Below are 22,903 nucleotides of genomic sequence, written 5' to 3'. Positions count from 1 at the left end.
GCCTTCGGCGGCCCGGGACCGGGGCGGGTCCCGGGCCGCCGGCAGAACCGGCTGGCGATTCGCCGGGTGAACGGTGCTCCACGCGGTGAGGATGTGGGCATGGGATTCCATGTCGACTCCGAGGCCGGGCGGCTGCGCCGCGTCATCCTGCACCGCCCCGATCTGGAACTGAAACGCCTCACCCCGAGCAACAAGGACGCGTTGCTCTTCGACGACGTGCTCTGGGTGCGCCGGGCCCGCCAGGAGCACGACGGCTTCGCGGACGTGCTGCGCGACCGCGGTGTGGAGGTGCACCTCTTCGGCGATCTGCTCCGCGAGTCCCTGGAGATCCCGGTGGCCCGGCGGCTCGTGCTGGACCGGGTCTTCGAGGAGAAGGAGTACGGCCCGCTCGCCACCGAGCATCTGCGGGCCGCCTTCGAGGAACTCTCCACCACCGAACTCTGCGAGGCGCTGGTCGGCGGGATGACCAAACGGGAGTTCCTGGAGCGGCACAACGAGCCGACCTCGGTCCGCTTCCACGTCATGGACCTGGACGACTTCCTGCTCGGGCCGCTGCCCAACCACCTCTTCACCCGCGACACCTCGGCCTGGATCTACGACGGGGTCTCCATCAACGCCATGCGCTGGCCGGCCCGGCAGCGCGAGACCGTTCACTTCGAGGCGATCTACCGGCACCACCCCCTCTTCACCGGCCCCGAGGCGGGCGTCTTCCACCACTGGTCGGAGGGCCAGGACGACTACCCCTCCACCATCGAGGGCGGCGACGTCCTGGTGATCGGCAGGGGCGCCGTCCTCATCGGGATGAGCGAGCGCACCACCCCGCAGGCGGTGGAGATGCTGGCCCGCGGACTCTTCGACGCCGGGTCCGCGCACACGATCGTGGCGCTCGACATGCCCAAGAGCCGGGCGTTCATGCACCTAGACACGGTGATGACGATGGTCGACGGGGACACCTTCACCAAGTACGCGGGCCTGGGCATGCTCCGCTCGTACACCATCGAGCCCGGGGACGGCCCGCGAGACCTCAAGGTCACCGACCATCCGCCGGAGCACATGCACCGGGCCATCGCGGAGGCGCTGGGTCTGGACTCGATCCGGGTCCTCACCGCCACCCAGGACGTGCACGCCGCCGAGCGCGAGCAGTGGGACGACGGCTGCAACGTCCTGGCCGTCGAACCGGGAGTCGTGGTGGCCTACGAGCGCAACGCCACCACCAACACCCACCTGCGCAAAGAGGGCATCGAGGTCATCGAGATCCGCGGCAGCGAACTGGGCCGGGGGCGCGGCGGGCCCCGCTGCATGAGCTGTCCGGTGGTCCGGGACCCGGTGTGACCGGACGGGGCGCGCCCCCTCGGGGGAGTGGCGGAACTATGGGAAGCACCCTGTATAGCGATGCATAGCGTCGTATAGACTTCCAGGACTTCCGCATGCGTCCCCCCGCCCGACCCAGGAGCAGTCACCATGGCCATAGACCTCGCAGGCCGCCACTTCATCAAGGAGCTGGACTTCACGGCCGAGGAGTTCCGCGGCCTGATCGACCTGGCTGCCGAGCTCAAGGCGGCGAAGAAGGCGGGGGCCGAGGTGCAGCGGCTGCGTGGCCGGAACATCGCACTGATCTTCGAGAAGACCTCGACCCGGACCCGGTGCGCCTTCGAGGTGGCCGCCGCCGACCAGGGTGCGTCCACGACGTACCTCGACCCCACCGGGTCCCAGATGGGGCACAAGGAGTCCGTGCGGGACACCGCCCGGGTCCTCGGCCGGATGTTTGACGGGATCGAGTACCGCGGTGACAGTCAGGAGTCCGTCGAGGCGCTGGCGGCGTACGCCGGAGTGCCGGTCTTCAACGGACTCACCGACGACTGGCACCCCACCCAGATGCTCGCCGACTTCCTCACGATGACCGAGCACAGCGAGAAGCCGCTGGAGCGGATCACCTTCGCCTACCTCGGTGACGCCCGGTTCAACATGGGCAACTCCTACCTGGTCACCGGAGCCCTGCTGGGCATGGACGTGCGGATCGTCGCGCCGAAGGTCTACTGGCCCGCCGACGAGGTCGTCGCGCAGGCCCACAAGCTCGCCGAGGTCAGCGGGGCGGCCGTCACGCTGACCGAGGACGTCGCCGAGGGGGTGCGCGGCGCCGACTTCGTCGCCACCGACGTCTGGGTCTCGATGGGTGAGCCCAAGGAGGTCTGGGACGAGCGCATCCCCCTCCTCGCGCCGTACGCCGTCACCATGGACGTCCTGCGGGCCAGCGGGAACGCCGACGTGAAGTTCCTGCACTGCCTGCCCGCCTACCACGACCTCGGGACCAAGGTGGGGCGGGAGATCCACGCCCGGCACGGTCTGACCGAGCTGGAGGTCAGCGACGAGGTCTTCGAGTCCGAGCACTCCCTCGTCTTCGACGAGGCGGAGAACCGGATGCACACGATCAAGGCCGTCCTGGTGGCCACGCTGGGCGGGCGCTGACACGGTCGTACCACATGTTCATACGCCCAATTGGGTGAACATGCGCACGGGTGCCTATTATGGTCCTCGTTGGTGGGGTTCGGGCTCGCACGCTCGAACCCCATTTTCGTGTGCGCCCCCGGCCCCCACGCCTCCGGGGTGCACAGTCCCCCCACGTGCCACCAGAGATGAGATCAACGCCGTGAGCCCCCTGCGCCTGCCCGGCCCGCCGCACCGCGTCAAGGACCCCCACCAGCTGATCGCCGAGTCGGGCGCCGACCTGGAGGGGCACGGCCTCAAGCGCACCATGGGGCTCTTCCAGCTGGTGTGCTTCGGAGTCGGCGCCGTCGTGGGCACCGGCATCTTCGTCGGCCTCTCGGACAGCGTCGCCGAGGCCGGACCCGCTGTCGTGCTCTCCTTCGTGCTGGCCGCGGTCACCTGCATCTTCACCGCCTTCTCGTTCGCCGAGCTGGGCAGCGCGGTCCCGGTCTCCGGCAGCTCGTACTCCTTCGCCTACGCCACTCTCGGCGAACGCGTCGCCTTCCTCGTCGGCTGGTGCCTGCTCCTGGAGTACGGCGTGTCGGTGTCCGCCGTGGCGGTGGGCTGGAGCCAGTACGTCAACGAGCTGCTCAACAGCATCTTCGGCTGGCAGCTGCCCGCTGCGGTCTCCTCGGGACCCGGTGACGGCGGCGTGATCAACCTCCCCGCGGTCATCGTGGTCATGATGGCCGCCACCCTGCTGGTGCGCGGCATCCGGGAGAGCGCGGGGGCCACGGCCGCGATGGCCATCCTCAAGATCACCATCCTGATCATGTTCTGCGTGATCGCCTTCACCGCCTTCGAGCACGGCAACCTGACCCCGTTCGCGGCCCACGGCGCGGGCGGTGTCACCGCGGGGGCGTCGCTGGCGTTCTTCTCGTACATCGGGTTCGACGCCATCACCACCGCGGGCGAGGAGGTCAAGAACCCCCGGCGGAACATCCCGCTGGCGATCATGATCTGCATCGGGCTGGTCACCCTGCTCTACTGCGCGGTGGCACTCGCCGCCATCGGCGCCCTGGGCCCGGACGCGGTCTCCGACAAGCCGGCCGCGCTCTCGCTGATCGTCAACCAGGTCACCGACTCGACGGTCGGCGGCGGGATCATCGCCTTCGGGGCGGTCGTCGCCATCGCCTCGGTCGTCCTCGCGGTGATGTACGGGCAGACCCGCATTCTCATGTCCATGTCGCGCGACGGCCTGATCCCGCGGGTCTTCGAGCGGATCTCGCCGCGGACCTCGACGCCGGTCGCCAACACCTGGATCGTGGCCGCCGTCTTCGCCGTACCCGCGGCCTTCTCGTCGCTCGACGTGGTGGTCAACCTGACGACCATCGGGACACTCGCCACCATGGTCGCGGTCAACATCGCCGTGATCGTGCTGCGCCGCCGCAACCCCGAGGTGAAGGGCTCCTTCCGGGTTCCGCTCTACCCGTTCAGCCCGCTGCTCGGCGTCGGCTTCTGCGTCTACCTCATGTACGGGACCGGCTGGGCGACCTGGGTGCAGTTCGCGGTGTTCCTGGCGGTCGGCGCGGTGGTGTACGCCTGCTACGGCCGCAGCCGGTCGCGGCTGGCGGGCCCGACCGCCGGCTGACCGACGTCCGGTCAGTCCGCGGGGGCGCGGGCGACGGCAGGGTGAACCACACCGCCTTGCCGTGCTCCGTCGTGCGGTGACCGCAGGACGAGCTGAGGGTGCGGATCAGCAGCAGCCCGCGGCCGTGCTCCTGCCAGGGGTCCGGCTCGCTGCCCGGCCCGGGGCGGGAGAGATCGCCCGGCGGGGCGGGATCGCGGTCGTGCACCTCGACCTGGCAGCCGGTCGGCAGCAGCTCCACCACCAGCTCGATGGGCTCGTCACCGGGAGTGTGCTCCACCGCGTTGGCCACGAGCTCGGCGGTGAGCAGTTCGGCGGTGTCGCTGTCGGCCGGGGCGTCGTCGATGTCCGCCAGCGCCGTACGGATCAGGGCGCGGGCGATCGGCACGGCCGCAGCCGAGTGCGGCAGTGCGACTCGCCAGGAGGCGGGAGCGGGGACATCGGGCGGCACGGTGGGTTTCCGTTCGAGAGGCCAAGAAGTTCGGGGTTCATTACTTCTTGCCTTCAACCATACGAAGCCACACGACACGGGCAAGGGGCTGTCGACCGGCACGAAGGGGACGTTCGTCACTACGGCCTCACGCTCCGCTTATCGCGTTCTCCTGACGGAAGTCACGCGCGAGTGATAAATTCGGAGCACGCAGCAGCCCGACGGCTGAAGGGGATCACCCTCCATGAGTCCGTTTCCCAGCTCCGCACCACGTACGGAGAACTGGCGCCACCTCCGGGTCACGACGCAGGACGGTGTCGCCACCGTCACGCTCGCCCGCCCCGAGAAACTCAACGCGCTCACCTTCGGCGCCTACGCGGATCTGCGCGACCTCCTGGCCGAGCTGTCCCGTGAGCGCTCCGTGCGGGCCCTGGTGCTGGCCGGTGAGGGGCGCGGGTTCTGCTCCGGCGGCGATGTGGACGAGATCATCGGCGCCACCCTCGCGATGGACACCGCCCAGCTGCTGGACTTCAACCGGATGACCGGCCAGGTCGTGCGGGCCCTGCGCGAATGCCCCTTCCCGGTCGTCGCCGCCGTGCACGGCGTCGCCGCGGGAGCGGGCGCCGTCCTCGCACTGGCGGCGGACTTCCGGGTCGCCGACCCGTCGGCCCGGTTCGCGTTCCTCTTCACCCGGGTCGGACTCTCCGGCGGTGACATGGGCGCCGCCTACCTGCTGCCACGGGTGGTGGGTCTCGGGCACGCCACCCGGCTGCTGATGCTCGGCGAACCCGTCCGCGCGCCCGAGGCCGAGCGCATCGGGCTGATCAGCGAGCTGGCCGACGAGGGCCGGGCCGACGAGCGGGCCGCGGAGCTCGCCCGCCGCCTCGCCGACGGCCCCGCGCTCGCCCTCGCCCAGACCAAGGCGCTGCTCACCGCCGAACTCGACATGCCGCTGGCCGCCGCCGTGGAGCTCGACGCCGCCACGCAGGCCCTGCTGATGCACGGCGAGGACTACGCCGAGTTCCACGCTGCCTTCACCGAGAAGCGGCCGCCGAAGTGGCAGGGCCGGTAGCGCGATGACGGCCCCCGGGAACCCGCACACCGAGGACCCGCACCCCGGCCTCACCAAGCCCGCCCTGCGCCGCATCGCGGTCATCGGCGGCGGCCCCGGCGGGCTGTACGCCGCGGCGCTGCTCAAGCGGCTGGGGCCGGAGCGCGAGATCACCCTCTGGGAGCGCAACGCCCCCGACGACACCTTCGGCTTCGGCGTCGTGCTCTCCGACGAGACCCTCGGCGGCATCGAGCACGCCGACCCCACGGTCCACCGCGCACTCCAGCAGGAGTTCGTCCGGTGGGACGACATCGACATCGTCCACCGCGGCCACACCCAGACCTCCGGCGGCCACGGCTTCGCGGCGCTCGGCCGCCGCCGGCTGCTGGAGATCCTGCACGAGCGCTGCGCCTCGCTCGGGGTACGGCTCCGCTTCCGTGAGGAGGCACCGCCCGCCGCCGAACTCGCCGCCTCCCACGACCTGGTGATCGCCGCCGACGGCGTGCACAGCCCCACCCGCACCGCCCACGCGGACAGCTTCGGACCCCGCCTCACCACCCACCGCTGCCGCTACATCTGGCTCGCCGCCGACTTCGCCCTGGACGCCTTCCGCTTCGAGACCGCCGAGACCGCGTACGGCGTGATGCAGCTGCACGCCTACCCGTTCTCCCGCCCGGCGGGGCCACTCGGGCCGCCGGACGGGACCGGCGCCTCGACCGTCATCGTGGAGATGCGCGAAGAGGTCTGGCGGGCGGCCGGCTTCGACACCTGCGACGCGGACGAGTCGACCCGGCACTGCGCCAAGATCTTCGCCGGCGCGCTCGGCAACCGGCCGCTGCGCTCCAACAACTCCTCCTGGCTCACCTTCAGTACCGTCGTCAACGCCCACTGGTCGCACGGCAACACGGTCCTCATCGGCGACGCCGCCCACACCGCGCACTTCTCCATCGGCTCCGGCACCAAACTCGCCGTCGAGGACGCCCTCGCGCTCGCCGCCTGCATCGAGGAGCAGCCGGACCTGGCAGCCGCCCTCGCCGCGTACGAGCACGAGCGCCGCCCCGTCGTCGAATCCACCCAGCGGGCCGCCGCCGCCAGCCTGCGCTGGTTCGAGGAGCTGGGTACGTACGTCGACCAGCCGCCCCGCCAGTTCGCGTTCAACCTCCTCACCCGCAGCCGCCGCGTCACCCACGACAACCTGCGACTGCGCGACACCGCTTTCGCCGCGGCCGTGGAGGAGGAGTTCGGCTGCCCGCCCGGCACCCCGCCGATGTTCACCCCGCTGCGGCTGCGCGGACTGGAGCTGCGCAACCGCGTCGTCGTCTCACCGATGGACATGTACTCGGCCACCGACGGTGTCCCCGCTGACTTCCACCTCGTCCACCTCGGGGCCAGGGCGCTCGGCGGCGCCGGGCTCGTCATGACGGAAATGGTCTGCGTGAGCCCCGAGGGCCGCATCACCCCCGGCTGCACCGGTCTCTACACCTCGGCGCAGGCCGAGGCCTGGAGGCGGATCACCGACTTCGTGCACACCGGATCGCCCGGCACCGCCATCGGCATCCAGCTCGGCCACTCCGGCCGCAAGGGCTCCACCCGACTGATGTGGGACGGCATCGACCAGCCGCTCGACGAGGGCAACTGGCCACTCGTGGCAGCCTCCCCGATCCCGTACGAGCAAGGCGTCAACCAGGTCCCGCACGCCTTGGACCGGGCCGGCCTCGACGCCGTGCGCGAGCAGTTCGCGGACGCCGCCGGGCGCGCCGACGCCTGCGGGTTCGACCTCCTGGAACTCCACTGCGCCCACGGCTATCTGCTCTCCGGCTTCCTCTCCCCGCTCACCAACCAGCGCACCGACGGGTACGGCGGATCGCTGTCGAACCGGCTCCGCTTCCCGCTGGAGGTCTTCGACGCGGTCCGCGACCGGTGGCCGGACGACCGGCCGATGACCGTCCGGATCTCCGCCACGGACTGGGCCGAGGGCGGCACGACGGCCGAGGACGCCATCGAGATCGCCCGCGCGTTCGTCGCGCACGGCGCCGACGCCATCGACGTCTCCACCGGCCAGGTCGTCCCCGGGGAACGGCCCGAGTACGGGCGCTCCTACCAGACCCCGTACGCCGACCGGATCCGCAACACCCTGTGCGTGCCCGTCATCGCGGTCGGTGCCATCTCCTCCTGGGATGACGTCAATTCCCTCCTGCTGGCCGGACGTTCCGACCTCTGCGCCCTGGCCCGCCCGCATCTGTACGACCCGCACTGGACCCTGCACGCGGCAGCCGAACAGGGCTACGCCGGCCCTGGCGCACCCTGGCCGCTGCCGTACCGCGCGGGCAGCCGTACCCCGCCGACGGGCCGCACGGACGCGCCGAAACCACGGCTCACCCTGGGCTGAGCGGCAGGCACTCGTGGCAGCGGCAGGGATCGGGGTGCGGGGCGGCGTGATGGTGGTGCCGTCCGTGGCGCGCGAGCCGCTCCAGCAGCGCGGCCAGTTCCTCGGCCTCCCCACGGGTGCGCGGCTCGGCGCCGCACCGCTTCAGCACCGCCGGGCTGTACACCAACTGGGCCCGGAAGGTGTGCAGATGCCGGGTCCCGGTGTCTATGGTGATCCAACGGCCGGTGTGCCGGCCGTGGCCCACCGCGGTCAGCTGCTCGTGCGCCATGCCGGGGTAGGTGCCGACGACGTAGACCTTCGCCCCGCCCCGGAACGCCTTCGTGCCGGGCCGCAGCTCCGGCCCGAGTTCCCCGTACCGCCGCCACCGCACCACGTTCGCCGCGACCAGCCAGACCGGCCCGGGAGCCTCATCCACCAGCGGCCGCCGCACTGATCAGCAGCCGGTCGGTGACCGCCCGGTAGCCGATCCGGGTGTAGACGCCGTTGCTGGTCGCGTTCGCCAGGTCGGTGAAGAGCGGCACCTCGTCCGCGCCCGACTCCCGGGCCGCGCGGCTCACCGCCGCCGTCACCGCCGCCGCGTAGCCCCGGCCGCGGTGCTCCGGCGGGGTGTAGACCGGAGCGACCCGCACCGCGCCGGCCAGCCGCGGCGAGACGCCCGCCATCGACACGGGGACGCCCCCGTCCTCCCAGAGCGTCAGCCGGCCCTCGGCGGTGCGCTCGGCCACCGCACGCTCGGGGTGGCCGGGGGGCAGGCCGACGTCGGCGGTGAACTGCGGATACCACCGCAGCAGCAGGTCCCGGTCCGCCGGCGTCGCCGCCCGCGGCCGGCCGCCGGGGGCGGGCGACGGCGGGACCAAGTCGCCCAGCCGGTAGAGGCGTTGCTCCTCGTCGACGCGGAACCCCGGCCAGTGGGCCGCCACCGCCTCGGCCGTGGGACGGTCCGCGTTGATGCCGGTGAGCGGGAGAGCGGCCATCAGCGGAGCGACCGCTTCCGGCACGATGCCGTGGAGCAGCGCCGGCCGGGGCGGTGTCCGCACGAGCGTCCCCGCCACCTTGCCGTCGGCACCGCGCCACCAGCCCAGTACCGGGGCGTGCTCGGTGAAGGCGTGCGGGCCGTGCCGCCGCAGGGTCGCGGTGACGGTCAGCACAAGGGTGTGCTCGGCCGGCCTGGCGGCGAGCGAGGTGCCGGCCGCGTCGAGGAAGGCGTCGACGTCGTCGGTGAAGGTCCAGGTCATGCACCCGCATTCTGCCGGGCGCACCGCCTCCGGGGCACGCGCATTAACCGCCTGCGAACTCCGCCCCCGCGTCCCGCAGCCGCTCGTGCAGCAGCCCGAACACCTCGGCCGACCGGCCGCCGGGCCATCCCCCGGGCAGCAGTTCCGGCGGCAGTCCCGGGTCCGCGTACGGCACCTGGCGCCAGGAGTCCAGTGCGGTCAGGTAGTCCCGGTAGGCGTGCTCCGGATCGGGTGCCTCGTCCCCCCGCGCCTCCCAGGCCCGCAGCACCGGCTCGTGGCGCTCCAGGAAGTCGTGGTGCAGCCGGGCGACGGCCGCGAGGTCCCACCAGCGCGCCACCGACTCCCCGGTGGCGGCGAAGCCGAGGTGGTCGCCGCGGAACAGGTCGACGTAGGGGGCGAGCTCCAGCCGCTCCAGCGTGTGCCGGGTCTCGTCGTACAGCCCCGCCGGGGCGATCCAGACACCGGGCGCGGCCGTGCCGAAGCCCAGCCGCGACAGCCGCGAGCGCAGCAGGTGCCGCTTGTGGCGTTCGGCCTCCGGTACGGAGAACACGGCGAGCACCCAGCCGTCGGTGAGCCGGGGCGCCGGGTGCCGGTAGATCCGCCGGTCACCGTCGTCGAGCAGCTGGCGGGCGTCGGCCGAGAGCGCGTACCCGGCCGCTCCGTCCGCCGTGCGGGCCGCTACGAGCAGGCCGCGCCGCTTCAGCCGGGAGACGGAGGACCGGACGGCAGGGGCCTCCACGCCCACGGCACCCAGCAGCCGGATGAGCCCGGACACCGGGAGCGGGGCGTCGCCGGGGGTCCGGCCGTAGGCACCGTAGAGGGTGACGATCAGCGAGCGGGGTGTGTGCGGTTCGGCCATGTGATCATTCTCGGCCCGGCGGGACGGCGGCGGCACCGTCTTCGCAGCCCTCGTCCTCCCGGAGCCGGAACCGCTGCAGTTTGCCGGTGGCCGTCCGGGGGAGTGCGGGCAGGAACGTGATGAGACGGGGGCACTTGTGCGGGGCCAGCTCCGTCCTCATGAAGGTGCGCAGCGCGTCGGCCGAGAGCGTGGAGCCCTCCCGCAGCACCACGTAGGCCGCCACGATCCGGCCGCGCAGCTCGTCCGCCCGGCCCACCACCGCGGCCTCCGCCACCTCGGGGTGGCGCAGCAGGGCGTCCTCGACCTCGGGGCCCGCGATGTTGTAGCCCGAGGAGATGATCATGTCGTCGGCGCGCGCCACGTAGTGGAAGTAGCCGTCCGCGTCGCGCACGTACGTGTCGCCGGTGAGGTTCCAGCCGTGCCGGACGTACTCCCGCTGTCGTTCGTCGGCGAGGTAGCGGCAGCCGACCGGGCCGCGGACGGCGAGCAGACCCGGCTCGCCGTCCTGCACGGGTGCGCCGTCCCGGTCCACCACCCGCGCCTGCCAGCCGGGCACCGGGACGCCGGTGGTGCCGGGGCGGATCGCCCCGTCGGCCGCGGAGACGAAGATGTGCAGCAGCTCGGTGGCGCCGATGCCGTTGATGATGCGAAGCCCGGTCCGCTCGTGCCAGGACTGCCAGGTCGCGACCGGCAGGTTCTCACCCGCCGACACGCAGCGGCGCAGGGCGGAGAGGTCGAACTCGTCGAGCCGGTCGAGCATCACGCGGTAAGCGGTGGGAGCGGTGAAGAGCACCGAGACGCGGTGCGCGGCGAGGGCCGGCAGCAGCTGCTTGGGACCGGCCTGTTCCAGCAGCAGCGCCGAGGCGCCGGCCCGCAGCGGGAACACCACCAGCCCGCCGAGTCCGAAGGTGAAGCCGAGCGGCGGGCTGCCGGCGAACACGTCGTCGGGCTCCGGCCGCAGGATGTGCCGCGAGAAGGTGTCGGCAATGGCCAGGACATCGCGGTGCAGGTGCATGCAGCCCTTGGGGCGGCCGGTGGTGCCCGAGGTGAAGGCGATCAGCGCGACATCGTCCGCGGCGGTGTCCACGGCCCGGTACGGGCCCGGTCTGGCAGCGGCCAGCCGCAGCAGGTCGTCCGGGGCGTCGCCGCCGTACGCGGTGATCCGCAGCCCCGGTACCTGCGCCTTCGCCAGGTCCTCGACCGACCGGACGTCGCACAGCGCGTGGCTGATCCGGGCGATCGAGCAGATCGTGGCGAGTTCGGCGGCCCGCTGCTGGGCCAGTACGGTGACGGCGATCGCGCCGGCCTTCAGCACCGCCAGCCAGCAGGCGGCGAGATCGGGCGTGGTGGGGCCGCGCAGCAGCACGCGGTTGCCGGGCACGACCCCCAGGTCCGAGGTGAGGACATGGGCGAACCGGTCCACCCGGTCGCGCAGCTCCCCGTAACCGATCACCGTGCCGTCGGGCGTACGGAAGGCGGGCCGGTCGGGCCCGAAGCGCTCCGCCGTACGGTCCAGCAGCTCGGCGGCGCAGTTGAGCCGGTCCGGGTAGTGCAGCTCGGGCAGGTCGAAGACCAGTTCCGGCCACTGGTCCGCGGGTGGCAGATGTTCCCTGGCAAAGCTGTCGATGTGCGCTGAGGTGTTCGGGTCCATGAAGGATCGCCCCCTTGTCGCCTCTGGAGCGTATCGTTTGAGTGACGGTAGTCAACGGTCCGCGATAAAACGGGGACGATGAGGCAAGGCGCGACGGCACGGCACACGCAGGGCAACCGACGGGACTCCGACCAGAGAGGCGCCGGTATGACGGCATTCTCGCTCGATCCGGCACAGACCGCCTGGTGCGAGGAACTGCGCACCCTTGCCGAGGAGCGGCTGCGCCCGCTCGCGGAGAAGGGCGAGCCGGGCCACGTCAACCGCCCGCTGGTCGCCGCACTCGGTGAGCTCGGCCTGCTGGACCGGATGCTCGGTTCCGGCGCCCTGGACCTCTGTCTGCTGCGTGAATCCCTGGCCCGGGGCTGCACGGAGGCCGAGACCGCGCTGGCGCTCCAGGGGCTCGGTACGTACCCCGTGGTCCAGGCGGGCACCCCGGCCCACCGCGAGCGCTGGCTGCCCGAAGTCCGGGCCGGCCGTGCCGTCGCCGCCTTCGCGCTCAGCGAGCCGGGGGCGGGGTCGGATGCCGCGGCCCTCGCGCTCGACGCCGTCCACGCGCCGGACGGCTGGCGGCTGACCGGCGAGAAGTGCTGGATCTCCAACGCCCCCGAGGCCGACTTCTACACCGTCTTCGCCCGCACGACGCAAGGCGCCGGAGCCCGCGGAGTCACCGCGTTCCTGGTCCCCGCCGACCGGCCGGGGCTGACCGGGTCGTCCCTCGACATGCTCTCCCCGCACCCCATCGGCACCCTCGCCTTCGACGGCGTACCGGTCACGCCCGACGACGTGCTCGGCGAGCCGGACCGGGGCTTCCGGGTCGCCATGAACACCCTCAACCTGTTCCGGCCCAGCGTCGGCGCCTTCGCGGTCGGCATGGCCCGCGCCGCCCTCGACGCCACGGTCGGCCACACCGCGGAGCGCACCGCGTTCGGCGGGGCGCTGAAAGACCTCCAGGCCGTCGCCCACCAGGTCGCCGAGATGGCCACCCGCACCGAGGCCGCCCGGCTGCTGGTGTACGCGGCCGCCGCGGCGTACGACGCGGGGGAGCCCGGCGTACCGCGGCGCGCCGCCATGGCGAAGCTGTACGCGACGGAGACCGCGCAGTACGTCGTGGACACGGCCGTCCAACTGCACGGCGCCCGCGCCCTGCGCCGGGGCCATCTGCTCGAACACCTCTACCGTGAGGTCCGGGCCCCGCGGATCTACGAGGGCGCCAGCGAGGTCCAGCGCACCATCATCGCCAAGGAGCTGTACGCGAACCGGGAGCCGTCCGCATGAGCCCGATCCACCGGATCAACCCCGCCGAACTCTCACCGCCGGCCGGCTTCTCGCACGCGGTCACGGCCACCGGGAGCCAACTGGTCTTCCTGGCCGGGCAGACCGCACTCGACCAGCAGGGCGACATCATCGGAACCACCCTGCCCGAGCAGTTCGCCACCGCCCTGACCAACCTGTTCACCGCGCTGCGTGCGGCCGGCGGCGCCCCGGCCGACCTGGCCCGGGTCACGGTCTACGCCACCGATGTCGCCGACTACCGCGCCAACGCCGCGGAACTGGGACGGATCTGGCGCCGACTGGCGGGCCGCGACTACCCCGCCATGGCCGTCATCGGAGCGGCGCGGCTCTGGGACGAACAGGCGCTCGTCGAGATCGACGGGGTGGCGGTCCTGCCCTGACCGGGCGGAGACGGTCAACGCCTCGTACGGTCCCGGAAGCCGGGGCCGTACGAGGCGTCCAGGGCGGCGCCGGCCGCCGTCGGATCAGTAGGGCCGCACCAGGAAGTGCGCCGCACCCGGGATGCCGATCTTCAGCAGCTCGTCCTCCTCGGGCGTCGTCTCCCCGCCCGTCTCCTGCTTGAGCACGGCACGCGACATCGCCTGCACCCACATGGCGCGGGGACGGCGGCGCGCCTCCCAGGCGTCGAGCGCGGCGGCGACGTCCGCCTCGTCGTCCAGCGACTGGGCGAGCACCAGCGCGTCCTCCACGGCCATCGCCGCACCCTGCGCGATGTGCGGGGTGCTGGCGTGCGCGGCGTCACCGGCCAGGACCACCCGGCCGACGTGCCACGGCTCCTCGACGGTCACCTGGGAGATCCGCGAGTACACCACCGCTTCCGGTCCGGTGACCGCGGCGAGCGCCTCGGCGACCGGGCCGGAGAACATCGGCAGCCGCTCCTTCAGCTGCGCGTGGGCCTTCTCCGGGTCGGGACGGAAGTCCGCCTCCTCGGCGAACACCGCGCCCAGGTACATGAGTTCGTTCGTGATCGGCGTGAGCAGTGCCTTGGCCGCCTGGCCCGCGGTGCCCATGACGACGCCCTTGACCTGTGCCTGACGGGGCACGGTGACCCGCCAGTTGGCGAAGCCGGTGTACTGCGGGGTGTAGCGGTCGCCGTAGAGCCGGGTGCGCAGGGGCGAGCCGATGCCGTCGAAGCCGACCACCAGGTCCCAGCGGCCGGACGAGCCGTCGGACAGGGTGACGTCCACGCCCTCGCCGTCGTCCGTGAGCCCGGCAACGGTGGCGCCGAAGCGGATGGTGGCCCCGGCGGCCGTGGCGGCGGCGCCGAGCACCTGGGCCAGCGCCGGGCGGGGAATGCCGTTGTTGGAGGGCGCGTCGCCCATCCGGGGCTGCGGTATCTCCGCCAGGGTGTTGCCGGCCGGGTCGGCGATGGTCAGGATCTCCCACTCGAAGCCCGCCTTGAGGCAGTCGTCGAGCACCCCGATCTCCCGCATGACGTGCAGCGCGTTGGACGGCTGGATGATGCCGACGCCCAGGGCGTCGAGCTCGTCGCGGAGTTCGGCGACCTCGACGGTGTGACCGCGCCGGGCCAGGGCGGTGGCGAGCGTCAGCCCGCCGATGCCGCCGCCGTGAATCAGGACGCGCAGTGGTGTTGCCATATCGGATCTCTCCAGAGCGGGAAACAGCGGGAAGACGACGGGAGGGGGAGGGGTCAGCCGGCAACTGCGGGCAGGCTCATCAGGTGGTCCACCAGAGCCAGCAGCACGTCCCGGCCGAACGGCCGCTCGCGCACGTCACCGACCAGCAGGGGGACATGGGGATCGAGGTCGAGAGCTGCCCTGACCTCGTCCGTCGTACGGGTGTTGTGGCCGTGGAAACAGTTGATCGCCACCACGAACGGGATGTCCCGGCTCTCGAAGAAGTCGATCGAGGCGAAACTGGTCTCCAGCCGACGGGTGTCGGCGATCACGACACCGCCGAGCGCGCCGTTGACCAGGTCGTTCCACATGAACCAGAAGCGCTCCTGGCCCGGTGTGCCGAAGAGGTAGACGACCAGCTCGGGACTGACCGTGATCCGGCCGAAGTCCAGCGCCACGGTGGTCGTGTCCTTCCGGCCGACCCCGGCCAGGTCGTCGACGCCGATGCTGGCCTTGGTCAGGAACTCCTCGGTACGCAGGGGCGCGACCTCGCTGACGGCGCCCACCAGGGTGGTCTTGCCGACACCGAAGCCACCGGCGATAAGTATCTTGACAGCGGCCGGGGCCGCCTGACTGGTTGTCATTTTTGCTCAGAGTCTCCGGAGTCCGTCGCGAACAGCGGCCAGCGTGCCCATGTCCGCACCACCGGCCGCCCGTGCCACCGAGAGGGGCGCGCGGGCGAGCAGCAGGCCATGGGCGACCAGGTCCGCCAGCAGGATCTTGGTCACCGAGACCGGGAGGTTGAGGTCCGCGGAGACCTCGGCGACCGCCGCGGGACGGCGGCAGCGGTCCAGGATCATCCGGTGCTCCGGCTGGAGCCGTCCTGGCCTGGCCGCCGCACCGTGTTCGTCCCGCGGATCGTGTGCGGTGGTCAGCACGGTGATGAGGGTGAAGTCGTCCCGCTCGGGGGCGGTCCGGCCACGGGTGATGGTGTACGGGCGCACCATGGTGCCCGCTCCGTCCTCCTCCGGCTCCTCGTCCTCCCAGTGCGGGGTCACGCCTGCGGCCCGTCCCCGCCGCCGAAGGCGTCGAAGCTGCTGCGCACCGGTGTGCTGAGCTTCTGGCCGACCTGCTGGACGAGGTTGTGCATGGCCAGCGACATGATCTCGGCATCCACCTCCTGGGAGGCGACGACGGCCAGGTGCGTGCCCTGGGCGGCCGAGATGATGAAGAGCCACAGGTCCGACAGCTCGACGATCACCTGGTGCACGCCGCCGCCGTTGAAGAGCTGGCCGACACCGCGGGCCAGGCTCTGCTGGCCGGTGCAGATGGCGGCCAGCCGCTCGGCGTCGGAGCGCTCGACGGTGCGCGAATGGCTCACCACCAGGCCGTCGTCCGAGAGCAGCACGGCATTCAGGGTCTCGGCCACCGAGTCCACCAGACCGTCGAGCAGCCAGTCGAGATCCTGGTGAGTGGCGGTTGTGCGTGTCATGACCGTTCTTCTCTCGTGGGAAGGGTGGCGGGCGGGCCGGTCTCCGTCGGCGGCGCGTCGCTCGCACGGGCGGCGCGGGACCGGCGCTGGAAGGCTCCGATCGCCGCTCCCGCCCGACGGGGGGCCGGCCGGGGCAGCGGGTTCTCGTCCGAGCCCGGTGGCTTCGGTGCGGCAGGAGCGGCGGCCGGATCGACCCGCAGTTCGTCCGCGAGGCTGGCCTGCCGTACCCGGCGCGGCAACGGAGGCTCCGCGGCGGGGGAGGCGGGCAGCGCGCGCCGGCCGGGCCCGCCGCCCGCGGCGATGGTCTCCCGCGTCGGCGGAGCCGGATGATCGGGCTCGGCCACCGGCAGCCGCGCGGGGGGTCCGGCGACCGGTTCCGGCTGCCGGGGGCCCGGGACCGGGAAACCGTCCGGGTCCATGTCGATGCCCGCCGGATACGTTGCCGCGTACGGCTGTTGCGGAGTCGTGTACGGATCCTCGGGCGCCGGATACGGCTGGTGCGGCACCGGGTACTGGCCCTCGGCCTTCATGTACGGCTGTTCGGCCGCGGCGTACGGGTCCTCGTGGGCACTGCCGTACGGGGAGACCGGACCGGCGGATCCGTACGGAGCCGTACCGGGTGCGGTGGCGACGTACGCCGCGTACGGGTGCTCGCGGTCGCCGGACGAGTCGTCGGCGGGCGCGGGCTGCGGCTGTCCCTCCGGGTGGGGGAGGCCGGGTCGCGGCTGCCCCTCGCGGTCGGGGAAGGGCTCGGCCGCCACGGTGTACGGGGCTCCTGCGTCCTCGAACGGTGCGCCCGACATGTGCAGTGCCGTGACCCCCGCGAGGGCCTGGCCGCGGCCGCGGCTGGGCAGCGCGCCGCCGTCACCGGTCGCGGCGGGCACCGGGGGCGCGAGGGCGGCGGGGGAGGGCACGCCCACCGGGCCGGTGTGCGGCCCGGAGACCGTGAGCGCGTCGGGCACGAGCACGACGACCCGGGTGCCGCCGAAGGCCGAGGGGCGGAACTCCACCCGCAGCCCGTGCTGGTCGGCCAGGCGGGCGATCACGTACAGGCCGAGCCGGATGTCGTCGGCGTGGGCCAGCACGTCCATCCGGGGCGGACGGCTCATCAGCTCGTTGGCATCGGCCAGTTGCTGCTCGTCCATGCCGAGCCCGCGGTCCTCGACCTCGATGGCCAGCCCCCGGCTCACCCGGGCGGCCCTGACCTCGACCGGACTGGGCGGCTTGGAGAAGCTGAGGGCGTTCTCGATCAGCTCGGCCAGCACGTGGGAGACCGGTCCGACGGCGCGCTCCGTGAGCCACGGCGCGCCGTCGAGATCCAGCACCACCCGGCGGTAGTCCTGCACCTCGCCCTGCGCGGAACGCATCACGTCCAGCAGCGGAACGGGCTTGCGCCAGCGCCGGTGGGGCGAACCGCCCGCGAGGATCACCAGGTTCTCCTCGTAGCGCCGGAGCCGGGCGGTGAGGTGGTCGAGGTCGAAGAGGCCGTCCAGCACCTCGGGGTCCTCGTGCTTGCGCTCCAGCTCGTCCAGCTTCTTCAGCTGCTGGCCGATCAGCTGCTGGGTGCGGCGCGCGATGCGCTGCAGCAGCCGCTCGAAGCCCCGGTGCTGGTCGGCCTGTCTGACGGCCGCCTGCAGGGCGCTGGTGCGGGCCAGGTTGAGCGCGTCGCCTAGCCGGTTCAGCTCGTCGGACCTGCCGCCCTTGCTGTCGGGTGCGATGGCACGGGCCTCCGCCTCGACGTCGATGCGTTCGCCCTTGGCGAGCCGGTCGACCACGTCGGGCAGTGTCTTCTCCAGCTCCTCGGCCCGCTCCTGCAGTCCGCCGATCCGGCGGCGCAGGTCACGGGTCAGGCGCCAGGTGATCCAGATGACCGCGACGACCGCGAGCAGGCCGATCACCGTGGTGAGAACGACCCTGATCAGCAGCGAGACGACGCTGCCCTTGCCCTCCTCGACCACCAGGTCGGTGCGGTGCTCCATCAGCTTCACCAGCTGGGGGGTGAGCTGGTCCATCGCACCGCGCCAGGTCTTCTCCTGGGCGCCGAGGGTGACGAATCCGGCGCTGTCCGGGTCGGCCGGCCGCAGCACCTGCGTCTCCACCCGGGTCTTGGTTTTCCAGGCGGCACTGCCGGCGATCTCCTCCCACATGGCCTTCTCGTCCGGTGGCAGGTAGGGGGCGACCTTGTTGGAGTACTGGAACGACTGGCCGGAAACAGCCTGCCGGAGCTGCTGGAGGTCCTCGGTGCTCAGCTTCCCCTTGGCCCAGCCGCGGGCCAGCAGGGCGTCCGAGCGCGAGATCATCTCCTTGCCCCAGAACAGGTCGACCAGCGGCTGCGAGAGGGTGGTGATCCTGCCGTTGTCGACATGGCTGAGTGCGGTGAACAACTGCAGGTCGACGGCGATGAGATCCGTGTAGTAGCGGTACACGGTCTTCTGCTGGTCGTTGTCGCCCTCGTCCACGAGGGTGCGCTGGGCAGGCAGTTGGCTGATCGCCTGACGGGCCTGGCCGACCGCGTCCCGGACCTCGCCGGGGGCGTCGTCGGAGGCGTCGCCGGACAGGGACTGGAAGCTGGTGATGGCTTCGTCGGTCAGCTTGCGCTGCTTGCGCAGCGCATCGGTAGCACCGCCGTGTCGGGCCAGCGCCTCGGCGCTCAGCCGACGCTCCTCCTGCAGGTTGTAATACACGATGTTGGACGGCTGGCCGGCCTTCTGGGCCAACTGGCCCTGGGCTGCCTGGGTCTGGAAGTCGAGCAGAGTCTGACCACTGGTGACGGCCCAGAGGGCGGCCAGTGCGACACCGGGGACGATGGCCAGTACGAGCAGGGCCGTCCGCAGCGACATGGTGGTCGAGTCGCTCCGCCGAGACGCGCGCGTGCGCAGGGCATGCTCCTTGACGATGATGCCAGCCTCACGACTGGTCAAATCCGTTTAGAACTTCGACACATAGATATTAGTCACACTGCAAAAATTGAATGGAAGCGGGCTCACATGTGCAACACCGATCACTCACATCTTCGCCACCTCCGTGTGAGGGCACCGCGGCCGATCTGACTGCGCCCAGGCGGGTGCGGCGCGGCGTACGAGTGAAGCCGGGCTGGGGATATATCTGTATTTAGTGCCTTCTGTCCGTGCAGTAAGACCCCGCGCCGCACCGTCCCGCGCCGCATCCCGGCGCGGCGGTGCCGGATCACCCCGCGCCGCTTCGCCGCATACGGTTTCGGCCAGTCGCCGGGCGCCCTCCCGAGGCGGGCGCGGACTGACCCGCGGAGCCCTGTGACCGCGCTCATCGTCTGCCACTTCCTGCTGGCCGCGTTCACCCGGCCGCTGGTGCAACGGCTCGGCACGCGCGCCTTCCTCGTGCTCGCGCTGCCGCCGGCCGCCACCACCTGCTGGGCCCTCACGCAGTGGGACACCGTGGCGTCGGGCTCCTCGGTCACCTGGTCGTGGAACTGGATCCCGGCCTACGACGTCTCCCTCGGCCTGCGCCTCGACGCGCTCGCCGAACTCATGGTGCTGCTCGCAGCCGGTGTCGGCACGCTCGTCCTGCTCTACTGCGCCTCGTACTTCACCGACGACACCCCGCAACTGGCCGGATTCGCCGGGAACCTGCTCGCCTTCACCGGGGCCATGCTCGCCCTCGTGCTCGCCGACGACCTGATCTCGCTCTACGTGTTCTGGGAGCTGACCACGGTCTTCTCCTACCTGCTGATCGGGCACAACAGCGAGCACCGGCACAGCCGCCGCTCCGCACTCCAGGCGCTCACCGTCACCACCTTCGGCGGTCTCGCCATGCTGGTCGGTTTCCTGATCATCGGTCAGGCGGCGGGTACCTACCGCATCTCCGCGATCCTCGCCGACCCGCCCCGTACGGGCATCGCCCTATCGGTGGCCGTCGTGCTGATCCTGTGCGGGGCGCTCTCCAAGTCGGCGATCTGGCCGTTCAGCCTCTGGCTCCCGAACGCGATGGCCGCACCCACCCCGGTCAGCGCCTATCTGCACGCCGCGGCCATGGTCAAGGCCGGCGTCTACCTGGTGGCCCGCCTCGCACCCGGCTTCGCCGACGTGCCCGCCTGGCGCCCCGTCGTGATGGTCCTCGGCACCGCGACGATGCTGCTCGGCGGCTGGCGGGCACTGCGGCTCAACGACCTCAAACTCGTCCTCGCGTACGGCACCGTCAGCCAACTCGGCTTCCTCACCCTGCTCGCCGGCGTCGGCAACCGGGACGCGGCGCTGGCGGCCGCCGCGATGATCCTCGCGCACGCCCTCTTCAAGGCACCGCTGTTCCTGGTCACCGGCATCGTCGACCACGCGGCAGGCACCCGGGACCTGCGCAGACTCTCCGGCGTCGGACGGGCGCTGCCGCACGTCTGCGCCGTCGCCGTGCTCGCCGCCGCGTCCATGGCCGCACTGCCCCCGCTGCTCGGCTTCGCCGCGAAGGAGGCCGCCTTCGATGCCCTGCTGCACGGCGACACCGCGGACCGCTGGGCGCTGGGCATCACGGTGGCGGGGTCGATGCTGACCTTCGCGTACACCGTCCGGTTCGTCTGGGGCGCCTTCCTGCGCAAGCCCGGCATCAGCGACACCCCGGTCCACCGGGTCGGCTGGGCCTTCCTCACCCCGCCCGCGCTGCTCGCCGCCTGCGGGCTGGTCCTCGGACCGGGCGTCGGCTGGACCGAAGGGCTGCTGAGCGCCTACGCCGACACCTTCCCGGTCCCCGCGCACCCGTACCATCTCGCGCTCTGGCACGGATTCGGCACCGCGCTGCTGCTCTCGGCCGTCGCCACGGTGGGCGGCGCGGTGCTCTTCGCCCGGCGCGTCGCGGTCTCCCGGCTCTCCCGGCGGATCGCCTGGCCGACCGCCGACAGCGTCTTCGGCCATCTGCTGCTCGGCCTGGAACGGCTCTCCCTCCAGATCACCGGCTTCGTCCAGCGCGGCTCGCTCTCCGTCTACCTCGCCACCACGCTGCTCGTGATGCTGGCCGGCCAGCTGGCCGTGCTCGGGGTGGACCGGCCCTGGAACGGGGCCGTCGCGCCCCGGCTCTGGGACGTACCGCTGCAGGGCGCCGTCGCCGCGCTGACCTGCGCCGCGGCGCTGCTCTGCCTCACCGTCAGCCGGCGCATGAAAGCGGTGGTGCTGGCCGGACTCACCGGATACGGGACCGCCCTGCTCTTCGTCGTCCAGGGCGCCCCGGACCTGGCACTCACGCAGTTCTGCGTGGAGACCGTGTCGATGATCGTGTTCGTGCTGGTACTGCGGCGGATGCCCGTGCACTTCCAGGAGTCGGTCAGCAGCTGGCGGCGTGCCGTGCGCATCCCGGTGGCACTCCTCGCGGCGGCCACCCTCAGCGTGGTGGTGTGGGTCTCGGCGGCCGCGCGCACCGCGAAGCCGGCGGGCGCCGCCATGGTCGAGGAGGCCGCTCACCACGGCCTCAAGGACGTGGTCGCCACCATCCTGGTCGACCTGCGGGCCTGGGACACGATGGGGGAGTCCGCCGTGCTGGCCGCAGCGGCGATCGGTGTGACGAGCCTGATCTATCTGCACCGCCGGGCCGAGGGAGCCGCGGCGCCCCCGGAGAGGCAGGGGCACACCGCCTGGTCGGTGACCACGGGCCGGCTGACGGGGCTGCCGCAGGGCGACGAAGGGGCGCCGGAGCGCAGCTGGCTCGCGGCCGGCGCCACGCTCGCGCCCGAGCACCGTTCCGTCGTGTTCGAGGTGGTAGCCCGGCTGCTGTTCCACCCGATCCTGGTGCTCTCGGTGTACCTGCTGTTCTGCGCCGAGAACATGCCGGGCGGCGGCTTCGTCGCCGGGCTGGTCGCCGGCGTCGCCCTGATCACCCGCTACCTGGCGGGCGGCCGCTTCGAACTCGCCGAGGCCGCCCCGCTGCAGCCCGGGCTCTTCACCGGTCTCGGCCTCTTCCTCTCCACCGGCGTCGCCCTGCTGGGCCTCACCGAAGGCACGGTCCTGCACGCCTGGACCCACAACGGGCACCTGCCGCTGATCGGCGACTACCACTTCGGTACGCCGGTGGTCTTCGACTTCGGCGTCTACCTGCTGGTCCTGGGCGTGGTGCTGGACATCGTGCGGGCCCTCGGCGCCAAGGTCGACCGGCAGATCGAGCGGGCCGCCGCGGCCGAACAGGCGGCCGGGACGCGGCCGGGGCCCTCGGCCGCACCCGAGGCGGGAGGCGCTCCCGGATGACCGTCAGCGCCTCGCTCCTCGTCACCGCCGCCGTCCTGTGCGCGGTCGGCGGCATCCTCATGCTCACCCGGCCCTCAGCCGGATCCTGCTGGGCGCCGTGATCGTGGGCAACGGCATCAACCTGCTCGTCCTGTCCGCAACCGGATCGGCCGGCCGTGCACCCCTGCTCTACGGCGTCGCGTTGAGCGGGGTCACCGATCCGCTGCCCCAGGCCATCGCGCTCACCGCCATCGTCATCACCCTCGCCACCACCGCGTTCCTCCTGGCCATGGCCTACCGCAGCCACCAGCTGACCGGCACGGACGAGGTCCACGACGACCTGGAGGACCGGCGCATCGTGCTGCGCGCCGAGGTGCTGGAGAAGCGCGACGAACTGCGCGAGCAGTACCGGGCCGAGTCCGACCGTACGGATGAGGAGCGCCGCCGCTACCGCAAGGAGCGGCGGCGTCTGAGAGCCAGGCTCCGCGCCGACCGGGCCCTGCAGGCTCGCGGCCGGGACGCGACCGGTGACCTGTGGCACGACGTGCTGGGCGCGGACCCGGAGCACTACGAGGCGACGGAGGACGACGGCAACCCCGTCCCCGACCCCGCCCCGCCCCTGACCCCACTTCCGACCCTGCCGCCGGCCCGGAAACCGGCCCCGGCCCCGACGACGCG

General features: G+C 72.2%; 17 protein-coding genes and 2 pseudogenes. 9 read left to right on the top strand and 10 right to left on the bottom strand.

All coding sequences use genetic code 11. The features are described from left to right. Positions 1-99: 99 nt before the first annotated feature. The 3 genes from LNW71_RS04885 (at position 100) to LNW71_RS04875 (ending at position 4,075) form a co-directional block, all read left to right on the top strand. Positions 100-1,332 carry an arginine deiminase gene (locus LNW71_RS04885; protein WP_250967104.1) on the top strand — a complete coding sequence of 411 codons (1,233 nt, stop codon included), beginning with the start codon at positions 100-102 and terminating at the stop codon, positions 1,330-1,332. Between the two features lie 129 nt (positions 1,333-1,461). Then, positions 1,462-2,466 carry an ornithine carbamoyltransferase gene (gene argF / locus LNW71_RS04880; RefSeq protein ID WP_250967103.1) on the top strand — a complete coding sequence of 335 codons (1,005 nt, stop codon included), beginning with the start codon at positions 1,462-1,464 and terminating at the stop codon, positions 2,464-2,466. Between the two features lie 181 nt (positions 2,467-2,647). Continuing rightward, on the top strand, positions 2,648-4,075 hold the full coding sequence (locus LNW71_RS04875; RefSeq protein ID WP_250967102.1) for an amino acid permease: 1,428 nt from the start codon (positions 2,648-2,650) through the stop codon (positions 4,073-4,075). Positions 4,076-4,106: 31 nt separating this feature from the next. Here the strand turns inward: LNW71_RS04875 and LNW71_RS04870 are convergent. Next, positions 4,107-4,523 (bottom strand): annotated as a pseudogene (locus LNW71_RS04870) (ATP-binding protein); the annotation flags it as partial. Positions 4,524-4,746: 223 nt separating this feature from the next. Between LNW71_RS04870 and LNW71_RS04865 the strand changes: the two are divergent. Both LNW71_RS04865 and LNW71_RS04860 read left to right on the top strand, forming a co-directional pair. Next, positions 4,747-5,574, top strand: coding sequence for an enoyl-CoA hydratase family protein (locus tag LNW71_RS04865; protein ID WP_250967101.1), 828 nt, complete (start codon positions 4,747-4,749; stop codon positions 5,572-5,574). Between the two features lie 4 nt (positions 5,575-5,578). Next, entirely contained in the window at positions 5,579-7,942 is a 2,364-nt protein-coding gene (locus LNW71_RS04860; RefSeq protein WP_250967100.1) for a bifunctional salicylyl-CoA 5-hydroxylase/oxidoreductase, read from the top strand. On the opposite strand, the gene LNW71_RS04855 is transcribed toward LNW71_RS04860, so the two are convergent. Genes LNW71_RS04855 through LNW71_RS04840 form a run of 4 tightly spaced genes read right to left on the bottom strand, consistent with a single transcriptional unit; the run spans position 7,929 to position 11,687 of the window. Continuing rightward, positions 7,929-8,357: a hypothetical protein gene (locus tag LNW71_RS04855; protein ID WP_250967099.1), complete on the bottom strand. Its 429-nt coding sequence runs from the start codon at positions 8,355-8,357 to the stop codon at positions 7,929-7,931. The genes LNW71_RS04860 and LNW71_RS04855 overlap by 14 nt on opposite strands. Beyond that, positions 8,350-9,177, bottom strand: a complete 828-nt coding sequence (locus LNW71_RS04850) for a GNAT family N-acetyltransferase (RefSeq protein ID WP_250967098.1) — start codon at positions 9,175-9,177, stop codon at positions 8,350-8,352. The genes LNW71_RS04855 and LNW71_RS04850 overlap by 8 nt, the downstream gene beginning before the upstream one ends. A 43-nt stretch (positions 9,178-9,220) precedes the next feature. Then, positions 9,221-10,036, bottom strand: a complete 816-nt coding sequence (locus LNW71_RS04845) for a PaaX family transcriptional regulator C-terminal domain-containing protein (protein WP_250967097.1) — start codon at positions 10,034-10,036, stop codon at positions 9,221-9,223. Between the two features lie 4 nt (positions 10,037-10,040). Continuing rightward, the gene (locus LNW71_RS04840; protein WP_250967096.1) at positions 10,041-11,687 is read right to left on the bottom strand and encodes an AMP-binding protein; all 1,647 of its coding nucleotides are present in this window, start codon (positions 11,685-11,687) and stop codon (positions 10,041-10,043) included. 147 nt (positions 11,688-11,834) lie between these two features. Here LNW71_RS04840 and LNW71_RS04835 point away from each other — a divergent pair, with 147 nt between their 5' ends. Continuing rightward, positions 11,835-12,962: an acyl-CoA dehydrogenase family protein gene (locus LNW71_RS04835; RefSeq protein WP_250967095.1), complete on the top strand. Its 1,128-nt coding sequence runs from the start codon at positions 11,835-11,837 to the stop codon at positions 12,960-12,962. Beyond that, the gene (locus tag LNW71_RS04830) at positions 12,959-13,360 is read left to right on the top strand and encodes a RidA family protein (protein WP_250967094.1); all 402 of its coding nucleotides are present in this window, start codon (positions 12,959-12,961) and stop codon (positions 13,358-13,360) included. Before LNW71_RS04835 ends, LNW71_RS04830 begins: the two co-directional genes overlap by 4 nt. A gap of 84 nt (positions 13,361-13,444) precedes the next feature. On the opposite strand, the gene LNW71_RS04825 is transcribed toward LNW71_RS04830, so the two are convergent. The 5 genes from LNW71_RS04825 to LNW71_RS04805 are packed head-to-tail and all read right to left on the bottom strand — an operon-like array spanning position 13,445 to position 18,889. Then, positions 13,445-14,578, bottom strand: coding sequence for an FAD-dependent monooxygenase (locus LNW71_RS04825; protein ID WP_250967093.1), 1,134 nt, complete (start codon positions 14,576-14,578; stop codon positions 13,445-13,447). Positions 14,579-14,631: 53 nt separating this feature from the next. Beyond that, positions 14,632-15,201: an ATP/GTP-binding protein gene (locus LNW71_RS04820; RefSeq protein ID WP_250967092.1), complete on the bottom strand. Its 570-nt coding sequence runs from the start codon at positions 15,199-15,201 to the stop codon at positions 14,632-14,634. 6 nt (positions 15,202-15,207) lie between these two features. Then, on the bottom strand, positions 15,208-15,615 hold the full coding sequence (locus LNW71_RS04815) for a DUF742 domain-containing protein (RefSeq protein WP_250967091.1): 408 nt from the start codon (positions 15,613-15,615) through the stop codon (positions 15,208-15,210). Further along, a complete protein-coding gene (locus LNW71_RS04810) occupies positions 15,612-16,049 on the bottom strand; it encodes a roadblock/LC7 domain-containing protein (protein ID WP_250967090.1) in 438 nt (145 codons plus the stop codon). Before LNW71_RS04810 ends, LNW71_RS04815 begins: the two co-directional genes overlap by 4 nt. Further along, positions 16,046-18,889: a sensor histidine kinase gene (locus LNW71_RS04805; protein WP_250967089.1), complete on the bottom strand. Its 2,844-nt coding sequence runs from the start codon at positions 18,887-18,889 to the stop codon at positions 16,046-16,048. Before LNW71_RS04805 ends, LNW71_RS04810 begins: the two co-directional genes overlap by 4 nt. 432 nt (positions 18,890-19,321) lie before the next feature. Between LNW71_RS04805 and LNW71_RS04800 the strand changes: the two genes are divergently transcribed. Continuing rightward, positions 19,322-22,246, top strand: coding sequence for a Na+/H+ antiporter subunit A (locus LNW71_RS04800; RefSeq protein WP_250967088.1), 2,925 nt, complete (start codon positions 19,322-19,324; stop codon positions 22,244-22,246). Beyond that, positions 22,243-22,823: pseudogene (locus LNW71_RS04795) on the top strand (Na(+)/H(+) antiporter subunit C); the annotation flags it as partial. The gene LNW71_RS04800 and the pseudogene LNW71_RS04795, both read left to right, overlap by 4 nt. Positions 22,824-22,903 lie beyond the last annotated feature (80 nt).

The organism is Streptomyces sp. RKAG290, assembly GCF_023701695.1.
GTDB lineage: Bacteria > Actinomycetota > Actinomycetes > Streptomycetales > Streptomycetaceae > Streptomyces.
This window is presented reverse-complemented; position numbering and strand designations above follow the sequence as displayed.